This is a genomic window from uncultured Microscilla sp. (genome assembly GCF_947493425.1).
Taxonomy (GTDB): Bacteria; Bacteroidota; Bacteroidia; order Cytophagales; family Microscillaceae; genus Microscilla.
Window position 1 is genome coordinate 25,589 of sequence record NZ_CANLRP010000015.1, and the last position, 17,741, is coordinate 43,329.

At 39.7% G+C, this 17,741-nt stretch carries 15 protein-coding genes; 4 read left to right on the forward strand and 11 right to left on the reverse strand.

The window, feature by feature from the left end:
• Window positions 1-29: 29 nt before the first annotated feature.
• The gene (locus tag Q0954_RS06465; protein ID WP_299455152.1) at window positions 30-977 is read right to left on the reverse strand and encodes an acetyl-CoA carboxylase carboxyltransferase subunit alpha; all 948 of its coding nucleotides are present in this window, start codon (window positions 975-977) and stop codon (window positions 30-32) included.
• A gap of 370 nt (window positions 978-1,347) precedes the next feature.
• Between Q0954_RS06465 and Q0954_RS06470 the strand changes: the two genes are divergently transcribed.
• The 3 genes from Q0954_RS06470 (at window position 1,348) to phbB (ending at window position 5,071) form a co-directional block, all read left to right on the forward strand.
• Window positions 1,348-2,307: a CAP domain-containing protein gene (locus Q0954_RS06470; RefSeq protein ID WP_299455154.1), complete on the forward strand. Its 960-nt coding sequence runs from the start codon at window positions 1,348-1,350 to the stop codon at window positions 2,305-2,307.
• Window positions 2,308-2,419: 112 nt separating this feature from the next.
• A complete protein-coding gene (locus tag Q0954_RS06475) occupies window positions 2,420-4,072 on the forward strand; it encodes an ABC transporter substrate-binding protein (protein WP_299455157.1) in 1,653 nt (550 codons plus the stop codon).
• 252 nt (window positions 4,073-4,324) lie between these two features.
• Window positions 4,325-5,071 (forward strand): acetoacetyl-CoA reductase, encoded by a 747-nt coding sequence (phbB, locus tag Q0954_RS06480; protein WP_002697155.1) that lies wholly within the window; start codon window positions 4,325-4,327, stop codon window positions 5,069-5,071.
• A 208-nt stretch (window positions 5,072-5,279) separates the two neighbouring features.
• Here the strand turns inward: phbB and Q0954_RS06485 are convergent, their stop codons facing one another.
• The 6 genes from Q0954_RS06485 to Q0954_RS06510 form a co-directional block, all read right to left on the reverse strand.
• Window positions 5,280-5,501, reverse strand: coding sequence for a hypothetical protein (locus tag Q0954_RS06485; RefSeq protein ID WP_299455163.1), 222 nt, complete (start codon window positions 5,499-5,501; stop codon window positions 5,280-5,282).
• A gap of 438 nt (window positions 5,502-5,939) precedes the next feature.
• Window positions 5,940-6,155, reverse strand: a complete 216-nt coding sequence (locus tag Q0954_RS06490; protein ID WP_299455166.1) for a hypothetical protein — start codon at window positions 6,153-6,155, stop codon at window positions 5,940-5,942.
• A gap of 667 nt (window positions 6,156-6,822) precedes the next feature.
• Entirely contained in the window at window positions 6,823-7,599 is a 777-nt protein-coding gene (locus Q0954_RS06495; RefSeq protein WP_299455168.1) for a prohibitin family protein, read from the reverse strand.
• Between the two features lie 190 nt (window positions 7,600-7,789).
• The gene (locus Q0954_RS06500; protein WP_299455170.1) at window positions 7,790-8,716 is read right to left on the reverse strand and encodes a glycoside hydrolase family 75 protein; all 927 of its coding nucleotides are present in this window, start codon (window positions 8,714-8,716) and stop codon (window positions 7,790-7,792) included.
• A gap of 88 nt (window positions 8,717-8,804) precedes the next feature.
• Window positions 8,805-9,026 (reverse strand): DUF2795 domain-containing protein, encoded by a 222-nt coding sequence (locus tag Q0954_RS06505; protein WP_045113568.1) that lies wholly within the window; start codon window positions 9,024-9,026, stop codon window positions 8,805-8,807.
• Between the two features lie 173 nt (window positions 9,027-9,199).
• Window positions 9,200-11,008: a DUF349 domain-containing protein gene (locus Q0954_RS06510; protein WP_299455174.1), complete on the reverse strand. Its 1,809-nt coding sequence runs from the start codon at window positions 11,006-11,008 to the stop codon at window positions 9,200-9,202.
• Window positions 11,009-11,151: 143 nt separating this feature from the next.
• Here Q0954_RS06510 and ettA point away from each other — a divergent pair, with 143 nt between their 5' ends.
• Window positions 11,152-12,822: an energy-dependent translational throttle protein EttA gene (ettA, locus tag Q0954_RS06515; protein ID WP_299455177.1), complete on the forward strand. Its 1,671-nt coding sequence runs from the start codon at window positions 11,152-11,154 to the stop codon at window positions 12,820-12,822.
• On the opposite strand, the gene Q0954_RS06520 is transcribed toward ettA, so the two are convergent.
• The 4 genes from Q0954_RS06520 to Q0954_RS06535 form a co-directional block, all read right to left on the reverse strand.
• The gene (locus Q0954_RS06520; RefSeq protein WP_366916718.1) at window positions 12,819-13,073 is read right to left on the reverse strand and encodes a transposase; all 255 of its coding nucleotides are present in this window, start codon (window positions 13,071-13,073) and stop codon (window positions 12,819-12,821) included. The genes ettA and Q0954_RS06520 overlap by 4 nt on opposite strands.
• Window positions 13,034-13,531, reverse strand: coding sequence for a transposase (locus Q0954_RS06525; RefSeq protein WP_299455179.1), 498 nt, complete (start codon window positions 13,529-13,531; stop codon window positions 13,034-13,036). The genes Q0954_RS06520 and Q0954_RS06525 overlap by 40 nt, the downstream gene beginning before the upstream one ends.
• Before the next feature lie 32 nt (window positions 13,532-13,563).
• Complete coding sequence (locus Q0954_RS06530; RefSeq protein ID WP_299455182.1) at window positions 13,564-14,088, reverse strand: helix-turn-helix domain-containing protein; 525 nt, start codon at window positions 14,086-14,088, stop codon at window positions 13,564-13,566.
• 96 nt (window positions 14,089-14,184) lie between these two features.
• Window positions 14,185-17,019, reverse strand: a complete 2,835-nt coding sequence (locus Q0954_RS06535; protein ID WP_299455184.1) for an SBBP repeat-containing protein — start codon at window positions 17,017-17,019, stop codon at window positions 14,185-14,187.
• Window positions 17,020-17,741: the final 722 nt, after the last annotated feature.

Sequence of the window (17,741 nt, forward strand, 5' to 3'; positions counted from 1 at the left end):
TATTTTTATTTTTTAAACTATAAAGAGTACTACTCTTGTACTTCACCCATTCCACTAAACTTCTCTATTCGCCGATTGACCAGCTCTTCGGTGGAAAGTTTTTGCAATGCTTTGATTTCTTTCAAAATCACTTGTTTTACAGTCTCATAAGTAGATTTAGGATTAGCATGTGCCCCTCCTAAAGGCTCGGGAATAATTTCATCTATTAGTTTGAAGCCCTTCATATCATCAGCAGTAAGCTTCAATGCCTCGGCTGCTTGTTCTTTGTAGTCCCAACTACGCCATAAGATGGTAGAGCAGTTTTCAGGAGAAATTACTGAATACCAGGTATTTTCCAGCATCATTACTTTGTCGCCTACTGCTATACCCAAAGCTCCACCCGATGCTCCCTCGCCAATCACAATGCATATCACAGGAACTTTGAGAGTAAACATCTCTTTGATATTGCGCGCAATCGCCTCAGCCTGCCCTCTTTCTTCAGCCTCAATTCCAGGAAAAGCTCCCGGAGTATCGATCAAGGTTACTATAGGTTTATCAAATTTTTCAGCAAGCCGCATCAAACGCAATGCTTTACGGTACCCCTCTGGGTTAGCCATTCCAAAGTTTCGGTATTGCCGTTGTTTGGTATTGCGCCCCTTTTGCTGTCCTATAAACATGACAGTTTGTCCGTTTACATCACCAAAACCACCCACCATTGCCTTATCATCAGCAATGTTACGATCACCGTGCAACTCTACAAAGTTGTCACACATCTCGTGGATATAGTCCAAAGTATAAGGACGGTTTTGATGACGAGACAGCTGCACCCTCTGCCAACGGGTGAGGTTGGTGTAGGTCTCCTTCTTTACTTTTAATATATTTTGTTCGAGCACTTTGATAGCGTCTGCTACATTGGCATCACTCTCTACCGCAAGTTGTTTCATATCATCCAACTTTTGCTCTAGTTCCGCAATGGGTTTTTCAAAATCTAAAAGCATAATCTCTTTTTTGGTTTGCCTCAAGGTGAGCAAAGATAGTTGATAAAAAAGTGATGCCCAAAGAAATGTAAGTTAGTTTATCTTTTTTGTCATTGCTTATACAAACATAAATAACTGAAAATCAGATAATTACAAATATTTCAAAAACAGCGCCCAGTTATAAAAGTTCTATAATGAAAGTTAAATAGGGGTGTTTTTGGGCACATTTATCAAAATAAAAGCCCTAAATCGGTAAATATCGGGACTTAACTTACGTATTCAGTAAAAGAAATATGAAAATATGTATTTTTACACTTAAGTGGGTTTTCAATTCGTTGTTATAACCTATTCAACACTCATCCCTGCATAACTGAAAACGATTTATATATCAATGTCAAATATACGTATTACCTGGGTCGCATTATTTGCTGTAATAGTATTGCAAACATCTTGCGCCAAAATAGATGAGGTGTCTCCAGATAACACCGGAACAGACACTACTGCCACTGCTGGTGGAACTGCACAAAAAGATGCTATTCTCAAACTTTATAATGAGGAGTATGTACCCTCCATTCTTACCGAAATCGGTTGGAGCGGCAATGTAAGTAACTGTAATGCAGGTATTACTCCTACCAATACTCAAAATAAGGTACTTCAACGCCTCAATTTTTACCGCAAGCTGGTAGGTCTACCTGGCAACGTGGTATTAAACGCCGAAAAAAGTAATAAATGCCAACAAGCTGCCTTGATGTCACGCGCCAACAACTCTCTTTCTCACTCCCCGCCTACTACCTGGTCGTGTTATACTGCTGACGGGCGTGAAGCCTCTGGCAAATCTAACTTATCGTTAGGTTCGGCAGGCTCTAGAGCAGTCGATGCCTACATTAGAGATGCTGGTTCAGGCAATTATTTTGTGGGGCATCGTCGCTGGATATTATACCCCAAGCTACAAGAAGTAGGTACCGGAGACACCGACCGAAGCAACGCTTTGTGGGTAATTGGTGACATAGGTCCTGTACCCTTAAATATGCCCGATTTTGTGGCTTACCCGCCCAAAGGCTTTATGCCTCAAGATTTAGTGTACCCACGCTGGTCTTTTTCTATTCCCTCGGCCGACTTTTCTAATGCCAAGGTAACTATGACTGATGCCAGTGGCAATACAGTAAATCTAACCCAAGAAAAACTCAACAACGGTGGATTTGGTGATCGTACAATGGTATGGGTTCCTGAAAATATAAACATTACCTCTGCCGATGATGTAACCTACAAGGTGAATATTACTGGGGTAAAGCTGGTAAGCGGCGAAACAAAAGATTTTAGTTATGAAGTAACTATTTTTAAAGCAAAATAGCCTGAAACCAAAAACAATCTCTTTATTATTTTATTTATATATTAAAGTCGGTGGAAACACCGACTTTTTTTTATATTTCAACAAATAACCACTCACTAAGAATTTAGACCTTATGCTATTAAAAAAATCTAATAAGTACTTAACTTCTTTTGTGTTCAGCATTGTATTCATCCACCTTGCACATGTGTCTATAGCCCAAGTTGGCAAGACAAAAATTTTTAGATACAATCAAACCGGAGGGCTTACCTCACTCGACCCAGCTTTTGCCAATAAAAGAGCTAATATCTGGGCGGTTACTCAGCTTTATAATGGTTTGTTTCGTTTTGGAAGAAGCAACCGGGTGGCTCCTGACTTGGTAAACAAATGGGAAGTAACAGAAGATGGTAAAACTTACACTTTTCATATTAAAAAAGGCATCAAGTTTCATAACCATGGTGTATTTGCCAACCATGCAAGACGGGAGGTAGTAGCAGCCGATTTTGTGTATACTTATCGACGTATCTTAAACCCAGAAACCAAAAGCCCTGGTGTCTGGATATTTAAAGATAAAGTATTACGCAACTCTAACAACTCTATTTCTGACACTTGTTTTCGAGCAGTTGGTCGCTATAGTTTCAGGGTATACCTTCACCAACGCTTTGATCATTTACCCCAATTGTTAGCTATGCCATACACTTTTGTGGTACCTCATGAAGCAGTGACCAGATACGGCAAAGAGTTTGGCAAAAACCCCGTGGGTACTGGAGCTTTCAGGTTTGTACTCTGGAAACCCAACAAGTTGTTGTTGCTCAAAAAAAACCTCCTTTACTGGAAGTTTAGCTACGATGGTAAAAAGCTTCCGTTGATGGATGAGGTACGCATCTCGTTTATAGAAGATCGCAAAAAAGCCTTTAAAATGTTTACTCAAGGTAAACTCGATTTTCTAACTGGCACCATAGAGAGTAGTGCTGACCTTTTACTAGATGAAGATGGCACTGTCAAAGAAAAATGGTTGGGGAAGTTTACCGTAGAAAAGGCACCTTATATGAATACTGAATACATAGGGTTTGCATTTGAACACCCTGGCGAACAAAAGCTTTGGACAAACAAAAAGTTACGTCTGGCATTAAGTTATGCCATTAACCGCGAAGGACTGGTAAATAAGCTACGAAATCAAGTGGGTATTCCAGGGCACTATGGCATTGTACCCGAAGTTATTTCTTACAGTACTCGTGCCAAGGGTTATCGGTATAACATTGTAAAAGCACGTAAATTGCTGAAAGAAGCGGGTTACCCAGAGGGTAAAGGTTTGCCAACCATTACTTTGCATACTCACCTAGCCGACAAAAAACTGGCTGAATACCTTCAATCACAATGGCGTTATATTGGGGTCAACGTAGTAATTAACCGTCAAAAATTCTCGAAACATCAACAAAAAGTAGATGCAGGCAAAGCAGGGTTGTTTAGAGGCTCTTGGTTGGGCGACTATCCTGATCCGGAAAATTACCTGGCAATGTTTTACAGCAAAAACTTTGCTCCTCATGGGCCTAACAAAACCCACTATCAAAACCCTCAGTTTGACCAACTTTTTGAAGCAGCCCGTGCTACCCAAAGCTCATCTACCCGACACAGCGCTTATCGCAAAATGGATCAAATGATCATGGATGAGGCCGCAGTAATTGTACTCTATTACGATGAAAATATATGGCTTAAACAAAATAACATTGAAGGCTTGGAGACCAACCCAATGAATAATTTGATTTTGGAAGGTGTACACCAAAAATAAACATTTTATCAAGTTTTAATTGCACTTATCAAAGCATTTATTTGGTTGTATTAATTTTATTTAAATGTAACTTTTCTAATACACAAAAAGCTTTAAATTAGTCTATTACGTCAAAAAATGTAATATTTACAAGCATACGATTATTCCAATATTTTTTTAAGTTTTTTTTATTACAATGTAAGAAAAGATTAGAAAACTTTAATACATTTGTATCACTCTCAAATAGATAACCTAAGTCAAAAGTAAACTGATATGGATGCAAATAACAAAAGAATAGCGCTTGTTACTGGTGCAACTGGTGGTCTGGGTACTGCTATGTGTAAACAACTTTTTACAGACAACTACAGGGTGCTTGCTAACTATCGTAACCCTGAAAAAGCCGAAAAGTGGGCAGCTGAAATGAAAGCTGAAGGCTTTGAAATAGAAATGTTTTTGGGCGATGTGTGTGACTTTGATTCCGTTGAAAAAATGATTACCGAAATCAAGGAGAAAGTAGGAGTCATCGATATATTAATCAACAACGCAGGTATTACCCGCGACATTGCTTTTCACAAAATGTCAAAAGATCAATGGGACGCTGTGATTGGTACTAACCTTACCAGTGTTTTCAATTGTTCACGCCATGTAATTGCCGATATGCGTAACCAAGGCTACGGACGAATTATCAATATTTCGTCAGTAAATGGTCAAAGAGGACAGTTTGGGCAAGCTAATTATTCTGCGGCAAAAGCAGGTATCCACGGTTTTACCAAAACGCTGGCAATGGAAGTAGCCAAAAAAGGCATTACAGTAAATACCATATCACCTGGTTATATTGGTACCGATATGGTGATGGCTGTACGCGAAGATGTACGCCAAAAAATAATTGACCAGATTCCGGTAGGACGTTTGGGTGGCACTTTTGAAGTGGCACACTTGGTGTCATTCCTTGCTTCTGAAAATTCAAGCTTTGTCACTGGAGCCAATTATGCAATCAATGGTGGGCAACACGTATACTAAGAACTTACCATTTTATGTTGTAAGTAAAGCTAAAAAACTCGTTTAAGCCGCCAAATATTATATTTGACTGGTGTACTGCTTCAAAGTGTTACTCTGCAATACAAAGAACTGCCATTACACCATCTTGGTGTATACTTTTTAAAGGATATGCATAAAAAAACAGGCAATGGGAATTGCCTGTTTTTTTTATAATTAGAACTTATATTGATTACTTCTTTTTCGCTTTGGTTTTTTTGCTTTTTGACTTTTTAGCCTTGGCTTTTTTAGCTTTAGTTTTAGCTTTCTCTACTTTCTTTTCAGCTTCATCTTTAGCCTTTTTAGCCTCTTTTTTAGCATCAGCTATTTTTGCTTTCATTTTAGCATTTGCTTCTTTAGCTTTTTGTTCTGCTTTGGCTTGGGCTTTCTTAATTTGTTCTTTGGCTTTTTTCATTTTCTTTAGACTTTGATTTTGTTTTAATTATTGTAGCCTACTTCTATTGAAGTTTGACTACTGTTTCACTTTTTAGGGCTTGTGAAACAATGCTTAGCTGTAATTTTGATTACTAGAATAAAATTAACTTTTTTATTCTCTTCTGACTACTCTACCCTACTTCCCCCATAAAACTTCTTTTATGTCCAAATCATGGCGATTCGATCACCAGACGGGGGCACTCGCTACGGTGATAATGGTATTTTCAAGTGATTTTTTTACTGTTTTCCTTTTAGCTTGATGGCTAGTTTTGTAACAGGTGTCAATTATACAATCAACAATGGACAACACGTATACTAATCATTGAAGAAACTATACATACTAAATCACCCAGGTGAGTTCGACAAAAAACAGGCAATAGGAATTGCCTGTTTTTTACGCTTTTAGGGCTTGTTTTTATTATTTCTTCTTTGACTTTTTAGCTTTTGCCTCTGCTTTAGCTTTTTTAGCTTCTGCTTTTAATTTAGCCTTTGTTTTCTCTACTTTCTTTTCTGCGTCAGCTTTAGCTTTTTTGGCCTCTTTCTTGGCATCAGCTATTTTTTCTTGCATTTTAGCATTGGCTTCTTTTACTGCTTTTTCAGCTTTAGATTTTGCTTTTTTGATAGCTTTCTTCATCTTTTTGGATTTTATGTTCTTAAAATTTTATTTTGATTGATGTAGCCTCTTTTTCCTTTTTATTAAAGGTAAAGGTTTGGCTACTGTTTCAGATTTTACAGCCTCTGAAACCGGGTTAGCTATAATCTTATATATCTTGCTGGGTTACCTCACCGATAACCTTTAGTTCTATTTCTTTTACCAGGCTTGCTCTACTTACTGGCGCATCCACTACTGTACTAACAGCATTAGGGTTGATAGTATTTCAGGCTCTCCTATACTTTCTATATTGTAATGTCTTTGGTTACAGAAGCTTTACAAATGTATAGTGCCATGAATAGTTTTTTAGGTATTATACTCTCCTTATAATTATTGCTTGTTTTTCGGTCATTTTGTTAGATACTTTGACTAAGTGCTTATCAATCTTGTCACAAAATTAACAATTTATTAATGTAATAAAAATATTAAATTAACATTATTAATTAAGTAAATTACTTATCATTTAACCAAACCCTTACATGATGCCTCAAATAACCCACTAATCAGCTTTTCTCTATTATCAAAAATAAGCTTTTAAAAAAGTTATATGTTACTAAAATAACAACTCCGCAGCTTTTTTGTTCAAAAAAAATAAAATCAAGAGTTCCCCCAGAGCTGTTACTATCCCCTTTTATTAGCAACATCAAGGCTATTTATCATCCAAAAACAAAGGAGTCTTTCCGTTAGTAATAATTACTTTAGAATTGCCAGACCTCACCAATTCTTTCATCACTTCAATACTTCTCATCTGAAGTACTTCTTTTGTCAATCCGTTTGAAATGATTTTTTGAAAGTCTTTTATTCCTTCAGCCTCAATTCGCTTTCTTTTGGCTTCTTGTTGCTCACGCTGCAAAACAAACTGCATTCTCATAGCATCTTGCTCAGCAGCAAGTTTTTGTTCAATAGCTCTGGATACTCTCGCAGGTAAACTTATACTTTTGAGCAATACTGCTTCTATCAAAAAACCTCGCTTATCAAGTAGCTCTTTCATGCGCTCTTGAATTTTATTTTCTATTACTGACCGCTCTCCTGAATGCATATCTTTGGCAAAGAACCTGGCGCACACATCGGCAGAAGCCGATCTAAAAACTGGTAAGATGAGGGTTTTCTCATATCCATACCCTACATTTTTAAGTATGTTAGCCGCATCCTCTTTTTTTATGCGATAAAGTATAGATATGTCTGAAGAAATAGTAAGCCCTTCTTTACTTGGTAAATCTATTTTCAGCTCCATATTAATAGACCTGGCAGGGAGTGTTAACATTTTAGTGGTAAACGGGTTAACGGAATAAAGCCCAGGCTCTAAAGTTTGTGGCTTGACTTTGCCAAACTTAGTCTTCACCCCTACCATATCTTGCTTTACCACAACACAGGAACTAAACAGTAAGCCCATAATACTCAAAATAACTAAAGTGTATTGTCTCATAGTGTATATATTTAAGTTTCACTTCAATAAATAATAGTAATACTTGCAATTAAAATTGTGTTACTTTAAATATAACTTATACCAAGTGATAAAAGATTAAATTTTATACGAAAAAAAAGGTTTATTATACAAAATTGATGACTTGGCAAGAAAGGCTGAAAATAACGTCTCTATTTGCTGACCACAAAGACTACGGCTTTAGGGCACCCTTACTAAGGGACAACAAGCCTCTTACCCCACCCAATTGATAAAATAAAGGCTGTCCAATTGATTGGATAGTCGAGTAGGTCATTGGTTTACCCTGACCACTTCCAGGAAAAACTACATAAATAATCCCGTTTGCTACACCTCCAGTACGTGCATTGGCATTTATACCTAATAAACGCGCCAAAGCTATAGAACCTTCCCCTATTCTGGAATTGGCGCCTGTATCAGCATATATGGCATACGCCCAACGCTTGTTACGCGTGTTATACACTACTGCTACGTCACCCAACTTTACCCTTCCCCTTTGCTTTACCTTGGGAGGCAATACTATATAAGGCATTGTCTCAGCATTGACATACCTCCGCTGATCCCAGGGAGTGTACCTAAAATCCTGCAGACTGGTCATAGATACATAATAACCACTTTTCTGCACTACTGGTTTACCATTTTTTGTAGCAATTGCCCACCATTTCCCTCCTTTACCTGCGTGTTTCAAGTCGTCAATCCCAGTGTTTTTAGGGTGATAAGCCCTTGGCGAACCATCAGCGTCAATGCTCATACCACTGCCAAATAACAATGCCTGACAGGGTTGAATTTGCCATACTGTTTTTTTATCAATGACTAATAACTTTCTCAGAGAAGTATTTTTAACAAAAGGCAACCGAGTCATTGCACGTTTTTTTTGCTTTGGGAAAGTAGCCACACCCATATCAGGCAATATGTCAGGTACATTGGGTAGTAGGTTTACAAGAGGCTGGTTAGACCGTGGGTAAAGTTTGCCATAAGGTGTGGCTTCCAGAGTATCGGTTTGCTGTTTTGGCTGGCTTGAAGTGGTTGCTTCAGTGCAGGATACCAACCACCCTGACAACGTAATGAAATGAAATAACAGGGCAAATCTTAGAGGGTTCATATTTAAAAATACGCAAAAAAAATAGCTACCTATAAACCGAAGTCTATAAATAGCTATTCTTAAAATCATACGAAGTTATAAGCATACGCTAATATTCATCGTCATTGAAAAGGAAATCATCTTTTGTTGGGTAATCTGGCCAGATTTCCTCAATGTTCTCATAAGGTTGACCGTCATCTTCAATTTGTTGAAGATTCTCCACGATTTCCATAGGAGCCCCTGTTCGAAGAGAGAAGTCTATTAACTCCTCTTTTGTGGCAGGCCACGGAGCATCTTCTAAATATGAAGCTAATTCTAATGTCCAGTACATATATAGAAATTGAAAAAGGTTATTGTTCTACATCTATTTATTTTCAGATACTATCTGACAGAGAAATTTGTTTTAACAAATTCCATTCTTTTTTGACAAAAAAAGTAGTTTTTTTAAGCCTGTTGACTAAAATGTATAAATACGTTCTTTAAACAGGCTTTTTAACTACATTTTTAATTCATTAAGTCTGCCAATTCAGCCTCCATTTCTGCCAAAATTTGTTTTTTCACCTCAATTTTACGCTTCTGAATGGCAAGCGTGTTGCGAAGTTGGCGTTCATCTTTGTCTTGATAGCCACGATTATTGTTATAACGGTCGCCACCTCCACGGTTGTCGTACCTGTTGTTGTTATAACCTCCACCTCCACGGTTGTTGTTATAACGGTCGCCACCTCCACGGTTGTTGTTATAACGATCGCCACCTCCACGGTTGTCATATTTATTGTAACGGTCGCCACCTCCACGATTATCGTATTTGTTGTAACGGTCACCGCCTCCACGGTTGTCGTACTTGTCACGGTTATCGTATTTGTTGTAACGGTCGCCACCTCCACGATTATCGTATTTGTCGCGGTTGTCATACTTGTTATAACCTCCGCCACCGCGGTTGTCGTACTTATTGTAACGGTCGCCACCTCCACGATTGTCGTACTTATTGTAACGGTCGCCACCTCCACGGTTGTCGTACTTGTTATAACCTCCTCCGCCACCGCGGTTGTCATATTTGTTGTAGCGATCGCCACCTCCACGGTTGTCGTACCTGTTGTTGTTATAACCACCACCACGGTTGTCGTACTGGTTTTGGCTCTGGCTCAATTTGCTTTCAGCAAACTGTACATCGTGCTCATCACGACGAATCAATTCACGCATAAAACTAATTTTGATGCGTAATTGATCTTCACGGGGCTTATCATCAAAGTAAGGATACTTTCTTTTGATTACCCTCATGAGGTATTTTATCTCAAAAATGCGGTCACAGGCATTTCTGAACTGGCTACTCATGTGGCGATCAATGCCTTTGAATATGCCACTGATTCGCTTCCAGCTCATCAACAATTCCTTTGCCTGATCAGCACTAGAGTCTATGTCAGGATCTTCTAGCAAATCTTCAGCTCTTACACACATTTTGCGCACGATCATATCACGAAACTCCTCTGTAGGTGCTTCATCCTCGGCGTGCTCTTCGCGCAAGGCTTTGTAAGACTTATAACGCTTAAAGAAGTAGTCGTTGCTTTTCTTAAACTTGTCCCACATTTCTACAGCACGTTTGTGTGGAATTTTTCCTATGGTTTTCCAACGCTGCTGCAAATCACGGAACTGCTCAAAGGTCTCATCAAAACGATCAGAGTCTTTCATTTTTTCTACGCGATATACAATATCACGGTACATACGCACCCGGTCTTTTACCTCATTGTTTCTACTCTTGTAGAAATCTTTGCGTTTGTCAAAGAAAACCCTCACCATTTCGTTAAAGTCTTCTTCAATACTCTCCTGGAAGTCTTTCTTCACGGCTCCCGTTTTGATCCATTTGAGTTTTACCTCACGAATCAGCTCGGTAGCGTCGTTCCAATCTTGTACATCTTCCAGAATGTCATGAGTTTCTCTAATCAAAGCTCTCTTAATTTCGAGATTTTTGATTCTATTAACGGCAATCAGCTCTCTTAATTCTGCTTCAAGCTCGTCTAATTTTTTAAACAGGGCTACATAATCTCCTAAACCATCAAACTGTGCTAGATATTTACGCATATGAACAAGCTTCATTAAATATGAACCTTTGTTTTGCGCCTCATCTATCATAGTTTCAAGATCTTGCACTTTCTTTTTTGCCAGGTCAAATCTTTTTTCAAAGTATTTGATGGAGGCTTCTTCTGATTCTTTTACTTGTCCAATTTGTCTGTCTGGAAAGTCTAAAAAGCCTTTTAAATAAATCTCATTGCCACGAATGTAGCCATATTCGTGCGCTGTGGTATCGGTTGTGTTCATTTCTTCCATCGGCTAAGTTTGGCTTTTGTTATATTTTTCATAACGATCATTATTCGATAATTATGCAAGTTTAGTGAAATGTTCACCAAAAAATGCTTAATTGTTAGTTTTTAGAGTATTAGATGTAAAACTACACATAAAAGATGAGTAAAGAAACTATTATCTTTTCAATGGCAGGAGTAAATAAAATATATCCTCCTAAAAAGCAAGTTTTAAAGAATATTTATTTATCTTTTTTTTACGGTGCCAAAATAGGTGTTTTGGGGTTAAACGGCTCTGGTAAGTCTTCGTTGCTCAAAATTATAGCCGGTATAGACAAAGACTATCAGGGAGAGGTGGTTTTTTCACCAGGTTATTCGGTGGGATACCTCGAACAAGAGCCTCAACTTGACCCTACAAAGACAGTACGGGAAATCGTAGAAGAAGGTGTGCAAGAAGTGGTAGATTTATTAAAAGAATTTGACGAAATCAACCTAAAGTTTGCCGAACCTATGAGCGATGACGATATGAACAAGCTCATAGAACGCCAGGGAGTGGTGCAAGAAAAACTGGATAATGTCGATGCTTGGTCACTTGACTCTAAGTTAGAGCGAGCCATGGACGCTTTGCGTACTCCACCAGCTGATGCTACAATAGAACATTTGTCAGGAGGCGAAAAACGACGCGTTGCTTTGTGCCGTTTGTTGCTCAAAGAACCTGACGTGTTGTTGTTAGATGAACCTACCAACCACTTAGATGCTGAGTCGGTGCATTGGCTAGAGCAACATCTACAACAGTATAAAGGTACGGTAATAGCTGTGACTCACGACCGTTACTTTTTGGACAATGTGGCAGGTTGGATTTTGGAGCTTGATCGTGGAGAAGGTATTCCCTGGAAAGGAAACTATTCGTCATGGCTGGATCAGAAACAAAAACGTTTGTCGGAAGAAGAAAAGACTGAAAGTAAACGCTCCAAAACGCTGGAGCGAGAGCTTGAGTGGATACGAATGACGCCCAAGGCACGCCAATCTAAATCGAAGGCGCGTTTGAGTGCTTATGAAAAACTATTGGGAGAGGAAGCCCGCGAGAAGGAAGCCAAGCTTGAGATTTTTATCCCACCTGGACCACGTTTAGGCAACAAGGTAATTGAGGTAAATGGTGTGTCGAAGGCTTATGGAGACAAACTATTATTTGAAGACCTGTCATTTAACCTTCCTCCGGCCGGAATCGTGGGAATCATTGGTCCCAATGGTGCAGGTAAAACTACTTTGTTTAAGCTGATTACAGGCAACGAAACCCCTGATGAGGGAAGTTTTGAAGTAGGCGAAACTGTAGATATTGCTTACGTAGACCAGGAACACAATGACCTGAAGCCTGAGCACACCGTGTATGAAGCCATTTCGGGAGGCAATGAGATTATTCAATTGGGGAGCAAAGAAATGAACGCAAGGGCTTATGTAAGTCGCTTTAACTTTGCAGGAACCGACCAACAAAAAAAGGTAGGCGACTTATCAGGTGGAGAACGCAACCGGGTACACTTGGCAATGGCGCTCAAGCAAGGGGGGAATTTGATTTTACTTGATGAACCTACCAACGACTTGGACGTGAATACTTTGAGAGCCTTGGAAGAGGCCTTAGAAAATTTTGGTGGTTGTGCGGTGATCATTTCTCACGACCGCTGGTTCTTAGATCGTATTGCTACACATATATTGGCTTTTGAGGGTGACTCTCAGGTATATTGGTTTGAGGGTAACTACTCTGACTACGAGATTAACCGTAAGAAGCGTTTGGGCGACGAAGGTCCTAAGCGAATTAGGTATAAGAAGTTGACCTAGAATAGTCGCAAGCTAGTGCAATAGGCATTAAGTTGGTATAATATTAATATTTTTATAAAGCCTTTGAACTTCCACTTCAAAGGCTTTAACCAATGCTGATTATAACAATTGATATACCTTTCTATTGTTTGACAAAGCGTACTTTTAGATGTAAAGCTTGTCCGATTGATGAGTTGCCTTTGAATTTTAGAAAACCAGTTTTCAATAGGGTTTAACCAGGAACAATGCCTTGGTGTAAAAACAAATCTAATCCGATGGCCTTTGCCAAAAACTTTTTCCTACTCGCCATAGACTTTAAAATGCCTCTGCCTCTTTTTTTACCCAAATCTCCCCGAACACCTATTTGTTTTGCTACCCATTTGGTTAGAGAAGCAGACGTGTGGGTATTTAAATTGTCGGCAATGATGATTATCTCATCATTTGGTGGGTATTTCTCTATCGGCACCTTGATAAAAGACAAAAAGTCCTGTTCATCACGTGTATCCTGAAGCTGATGGTGAGAGATTGCTCCATTTTCTACATCCATCCCAGCCATTAGGCAGGTAGTACCATGACGCTTGTACTCATATTCCAGGCCTTGGCTGCCATTACTTGAAGTAATGATTCGTTCCAAGGCTTGGATTCCGCTCTTTTCATCTACACTTATTAGATGCTTGTTTAAAAGTGGTTGAGCAGGGTTGGTGGCTTCCAGAATCAGGTCGCAAATCATTACCACCCGAAACTTAAACCTTTCCCAATCATCTATTTTTGTGAGGACGAATTGCCCGATTTTTTTAAAATCTCACTCACATAGCGTGGAGAAATTTGTTGAACAATACCCATTTCCATAGCCAAATTGGCCAAAGCTTCCCGGTTCCAATGATTCAAAGGTATTCCAAAATCTTCGGGCTTTTTACAAGCCAATGCCACCAAACTCTCTTTTTCAGACAAACTAATGCGTGATGGGGTACCTGAGCGAGCCTCATCAGAAAGCAGTGAAAGCATCTTAGAAAGCAAAAGAGCATCAGTAGTCTTTTCTTCTAGCTCATAAGCACACAAATCAGCATAGTGAGACAACCAGCGATTACGCCACTTAGACACCGTCAGCACGTTAAGACTATATTCCTGATGTATTTTACGATTGCTCCAGCCATCAAAAGCAAGCAGTATAATACGAATGCGTTGTTCATAATGTTTAGGAACTGTTCGCTTATTGAGGTAGCTACTCAAAAGCTGATGCTGGCGAGTGCTAAGATCTAACTTGGCTAATGCTTTGCCTCTGTTCATTATTGTTAAATTTGGTTACCAACAAAAGATAGTAATTAATATTATATTTTTTTCATTCCAAGTGCACTAGGTTTGAGTTTATGAATGATCAAAAAACTACTTTTTGAACACCCGTACAGTGACTCTATGTTTGTCTGTGACAAGCTCAAGTATATATATTCCTGAGGAAATCGTAGAAGCATCAAACAACTTCTGAGATAGTGTATCAGTATCCAGCAAGCCAAAATCCTTTATCAACTGCCCCTGAAGGTTTAACAATCTTACATTTACTTTGTCCTGAAACAAAGGGTCTAATGTTACGCTGAATGTGTTGGAAAACGGGTTGGGATATACGTTGGTCAGTTCTCCGTCGGTACCTGTCAGCAGAAGACTAAATATAGCTGATTCTGTTTCGCCTGCTATGTTAAAAGCTACCACCTTATAATACAACGGGGTGTTTGGCGATTGACCGATGTCTGTATAGGTTCTTATGTCTGCACCAAGCGTTACTATATTTACAAAATTACTGCTGTCATCGATTGATCTGAGGATGTGAAAACCTGCTTCGTTGCCTGTTCCTGTTGTCTGCCACGATAACACTACTTCATTCAAAGTAGCCACTCCTGTTAGATTGAAAGGTTGATCTGGAAGGCTTACCACTTTCATCGATAAGCTTGCCGAGGTTGTGGATGTGGTTACACAGGGTTCACTCGCTGTCACAATTACCGATACTGTCTCACCATTTTTTAGGGTACTGGTTACATAAGTATCGTTGGTTGCCCCCGCTATATTTGCGCCATCTATTTGCCATTGGTAGGTAGGAGCAGTTCCTGTATTGGAGGGGGTTGCGGTAAAGGTGACTTGGGTACCTTGAACGATTTCATTATTGTTGGCATCTGAAGTGAGGCTCACTGCCGGAGCAATCGGAGTACTAATTGCCACCGCCAAGGCAGTCGAAATTGCACCATCTCCACAGGCATTGGTTCCCTTTACGGTCACATTGCCACTTGAGGCAGCGGTAAAATCTACGGTAATGCTGTTGGTGTTTGCACCAGCTACAATGTTTGCTCCGGCAGGCAAAGCCCAGGAATAACCCGTAGCATTGGCAATGGCAGGTACGGTATAGGTAACCCCGGTTTGGTTTTGGCACACAGTAGTGGCCGAACTTGTAATACTACCTGCACTGGCAGGTAAAGGGTTAACGGTCACGACTACCGCCGTTGAGGTGGCCCCATTTCCGCAGGCATTGGTACCGCTGACAGTTACATTGCCGCTTACTGCCGCATCACTAAAGTCTACGGTGATGCTGTTGGTGTTTGCCCCAGCTACAATGTTGGCTCCGGCGGGCAAAGTCCAGGAATACCCCGTAGCGTTGGCAATGGCAGGTACGGTATAGATAACCCTGGTCTGGCTTTGGCACACTGTAGTGGCCGAGCTTGTAATACTACCCGCCCCTAGTGGTGCTGATTGGCAGTATTTGGCGATGAAAATATCGTATTGCCCCTGGTTATTCAGGGGAGCAGTACCTCCAGCACTGGGGTCAAAGTCTGCATTAACCTCAGAAAAGTGTCCGGTAAAGACTATATTTTCCTGCCCATCCAGTACAATACCAGCACCGTTATTAGAATTGTCTCCTCCTATTTCATATGCCCACATATACTCTCCGTTGCTATTGTATTTGGCGGCATAAATGCTTGATGATGTACTACGGTTGGCACTTAGCAAAGTAGTACCTCCGGCGCTGGGGTCAAAATCTACATCGAATCCCTGAAAATAACCAGTGATATAGACATTGCCACTTCCGTCTACCGTCATACCTCTGCCAGAGTCCTTGTTTGTTCCTCCAATACTATGTGCCCACACATAATTGCCATTACTATCATATTTGGCAAAGAAAATATCTAAACTTCCATTACTGCTTAAGTTGGCAGTGCCTCCAGCGCTGGGGTCAAAGTCTACATTGGAGCTACTAAAAGCGCCAGTGATATAAACATTACTGCTCCCGTCTACTGTAATCACCCCGCCACCGTCATAAGCGGTTCCTCCAATCTTATGTGCCCACAGGTAATTACCATTGCTATCATACTTGGCAAAGAACGCATCTGCCTCCCCATTACTGCTTAAATTGGCGGTGCTTCCGGCGCTAGGGTCAAAATCTACGTTGGCACCCCTGAAGTCTCCGGTGATATAGACATTGCCGCTCCCATCTACTACAATGCTATTCCCATTCTTGAAGTCAAATCCACTGCCTCCTATTTTATGTGCCCACATATAATTGCCATCAGTGTCGTATTTGGCAAAGAAAATATCTATGGAGTTAGCCGTTAAGTTTGCTGTGTTTGTAGTACTTGGGTCAAAATCCAACGTGCCAAAAAAATTCCCAATAACATATACATTGTTACTGGCATCTACGGCAATGCCTTTACTACTGGTACCTATATTATGTGCCCATACATAATTACCATTGGTGTCGTATTTGGCAAAAAATCCAGTTCCGTCACCATCATTCAAATTGGCCACCCCTCCGGCACTCGGGTCAAAATCTACAGTACCATTAAAATTTCCGGTGATATATACATTGCCATTGGCATCTACGGCAATGTTTAACCCGTCGTCAGTATTTGTGCCTCCTATTTTGTGCGCCCATAGGTAGTCACCATTTTTTGTGTACTTGGCGATGAAAACGTCTATGACATCCGCGGTTAAGTTTGCCGTGTTTCCGGCACTTGGGTCAAAATCTACATTGGTACTGCGAAAATTCCCTACAACGTATACATTGCCGCTGGCATCTACGGCCACATCATTGGCGGCATCGAGGTCTGTTCCGCCTACACCAAGTGCCCACTCATAGTTTTGGGCTTGTACGCTGCATATGCCAACCCAGCATGACAGCAATAAAATCTTTTGTATTTGTTTTAGAAACTTGTGTGGCCTGAGTGATTGTACTTTCATGATATTAAAAATGGAAATGTGGTAGTTTTGATAAACAATAAGTAGCAGCAAGTCCTTAGATACCGATGAATATCGGTGCAATTAGCTACAAGTAAAGATAACTATCTCATAATATGATAGTTATACTTTCATATTAGGTATATTTAATTTTGTCTTGGTACATACAAGTATTAAAATAATTTGCAATAAGATTACTACTACACTTAAAAGTAGTGTAGGCTCAAGGGTTGAAAATATTGTGTCTGGAAGGCTGTCTTATCTCAAATGAAGCGTACATAAAGCTGCAAAGACAGTATTTACAAGCAACGCATTTTAGGAACAACGGCTTATATTTGGTATCACACAATGATAGAAAAGCGTAATTTGTAAATTCTCCGGGGCACACCATTGTAAGGCATCCTATTTTAATAAGACGAAGGAAAATGGTATGCTAATTTCGACAAATGTACCGCTTTTCTTTTTACCAAATATATATATAGCAAGAAAAACCCTCCAGTTTCGCATACCCTTTTCTGTTGGCCAGGTGAAATAATATTGAGCTGTGGTTGGTTTGGAAACCCTTCAGTTCAATAGACTCGCATTGGCAAAAACTGTAAAAAAGAGGAGTTTTGTTAAATGGGTGATTTTTTCAAACGAACGTTCGCAAGGTAGTTTTATGAAACTTTTTGCTTGCTTTTGTAGACTTTGTTATCTTAAAAACTTTATGATTTATGTATCATTCC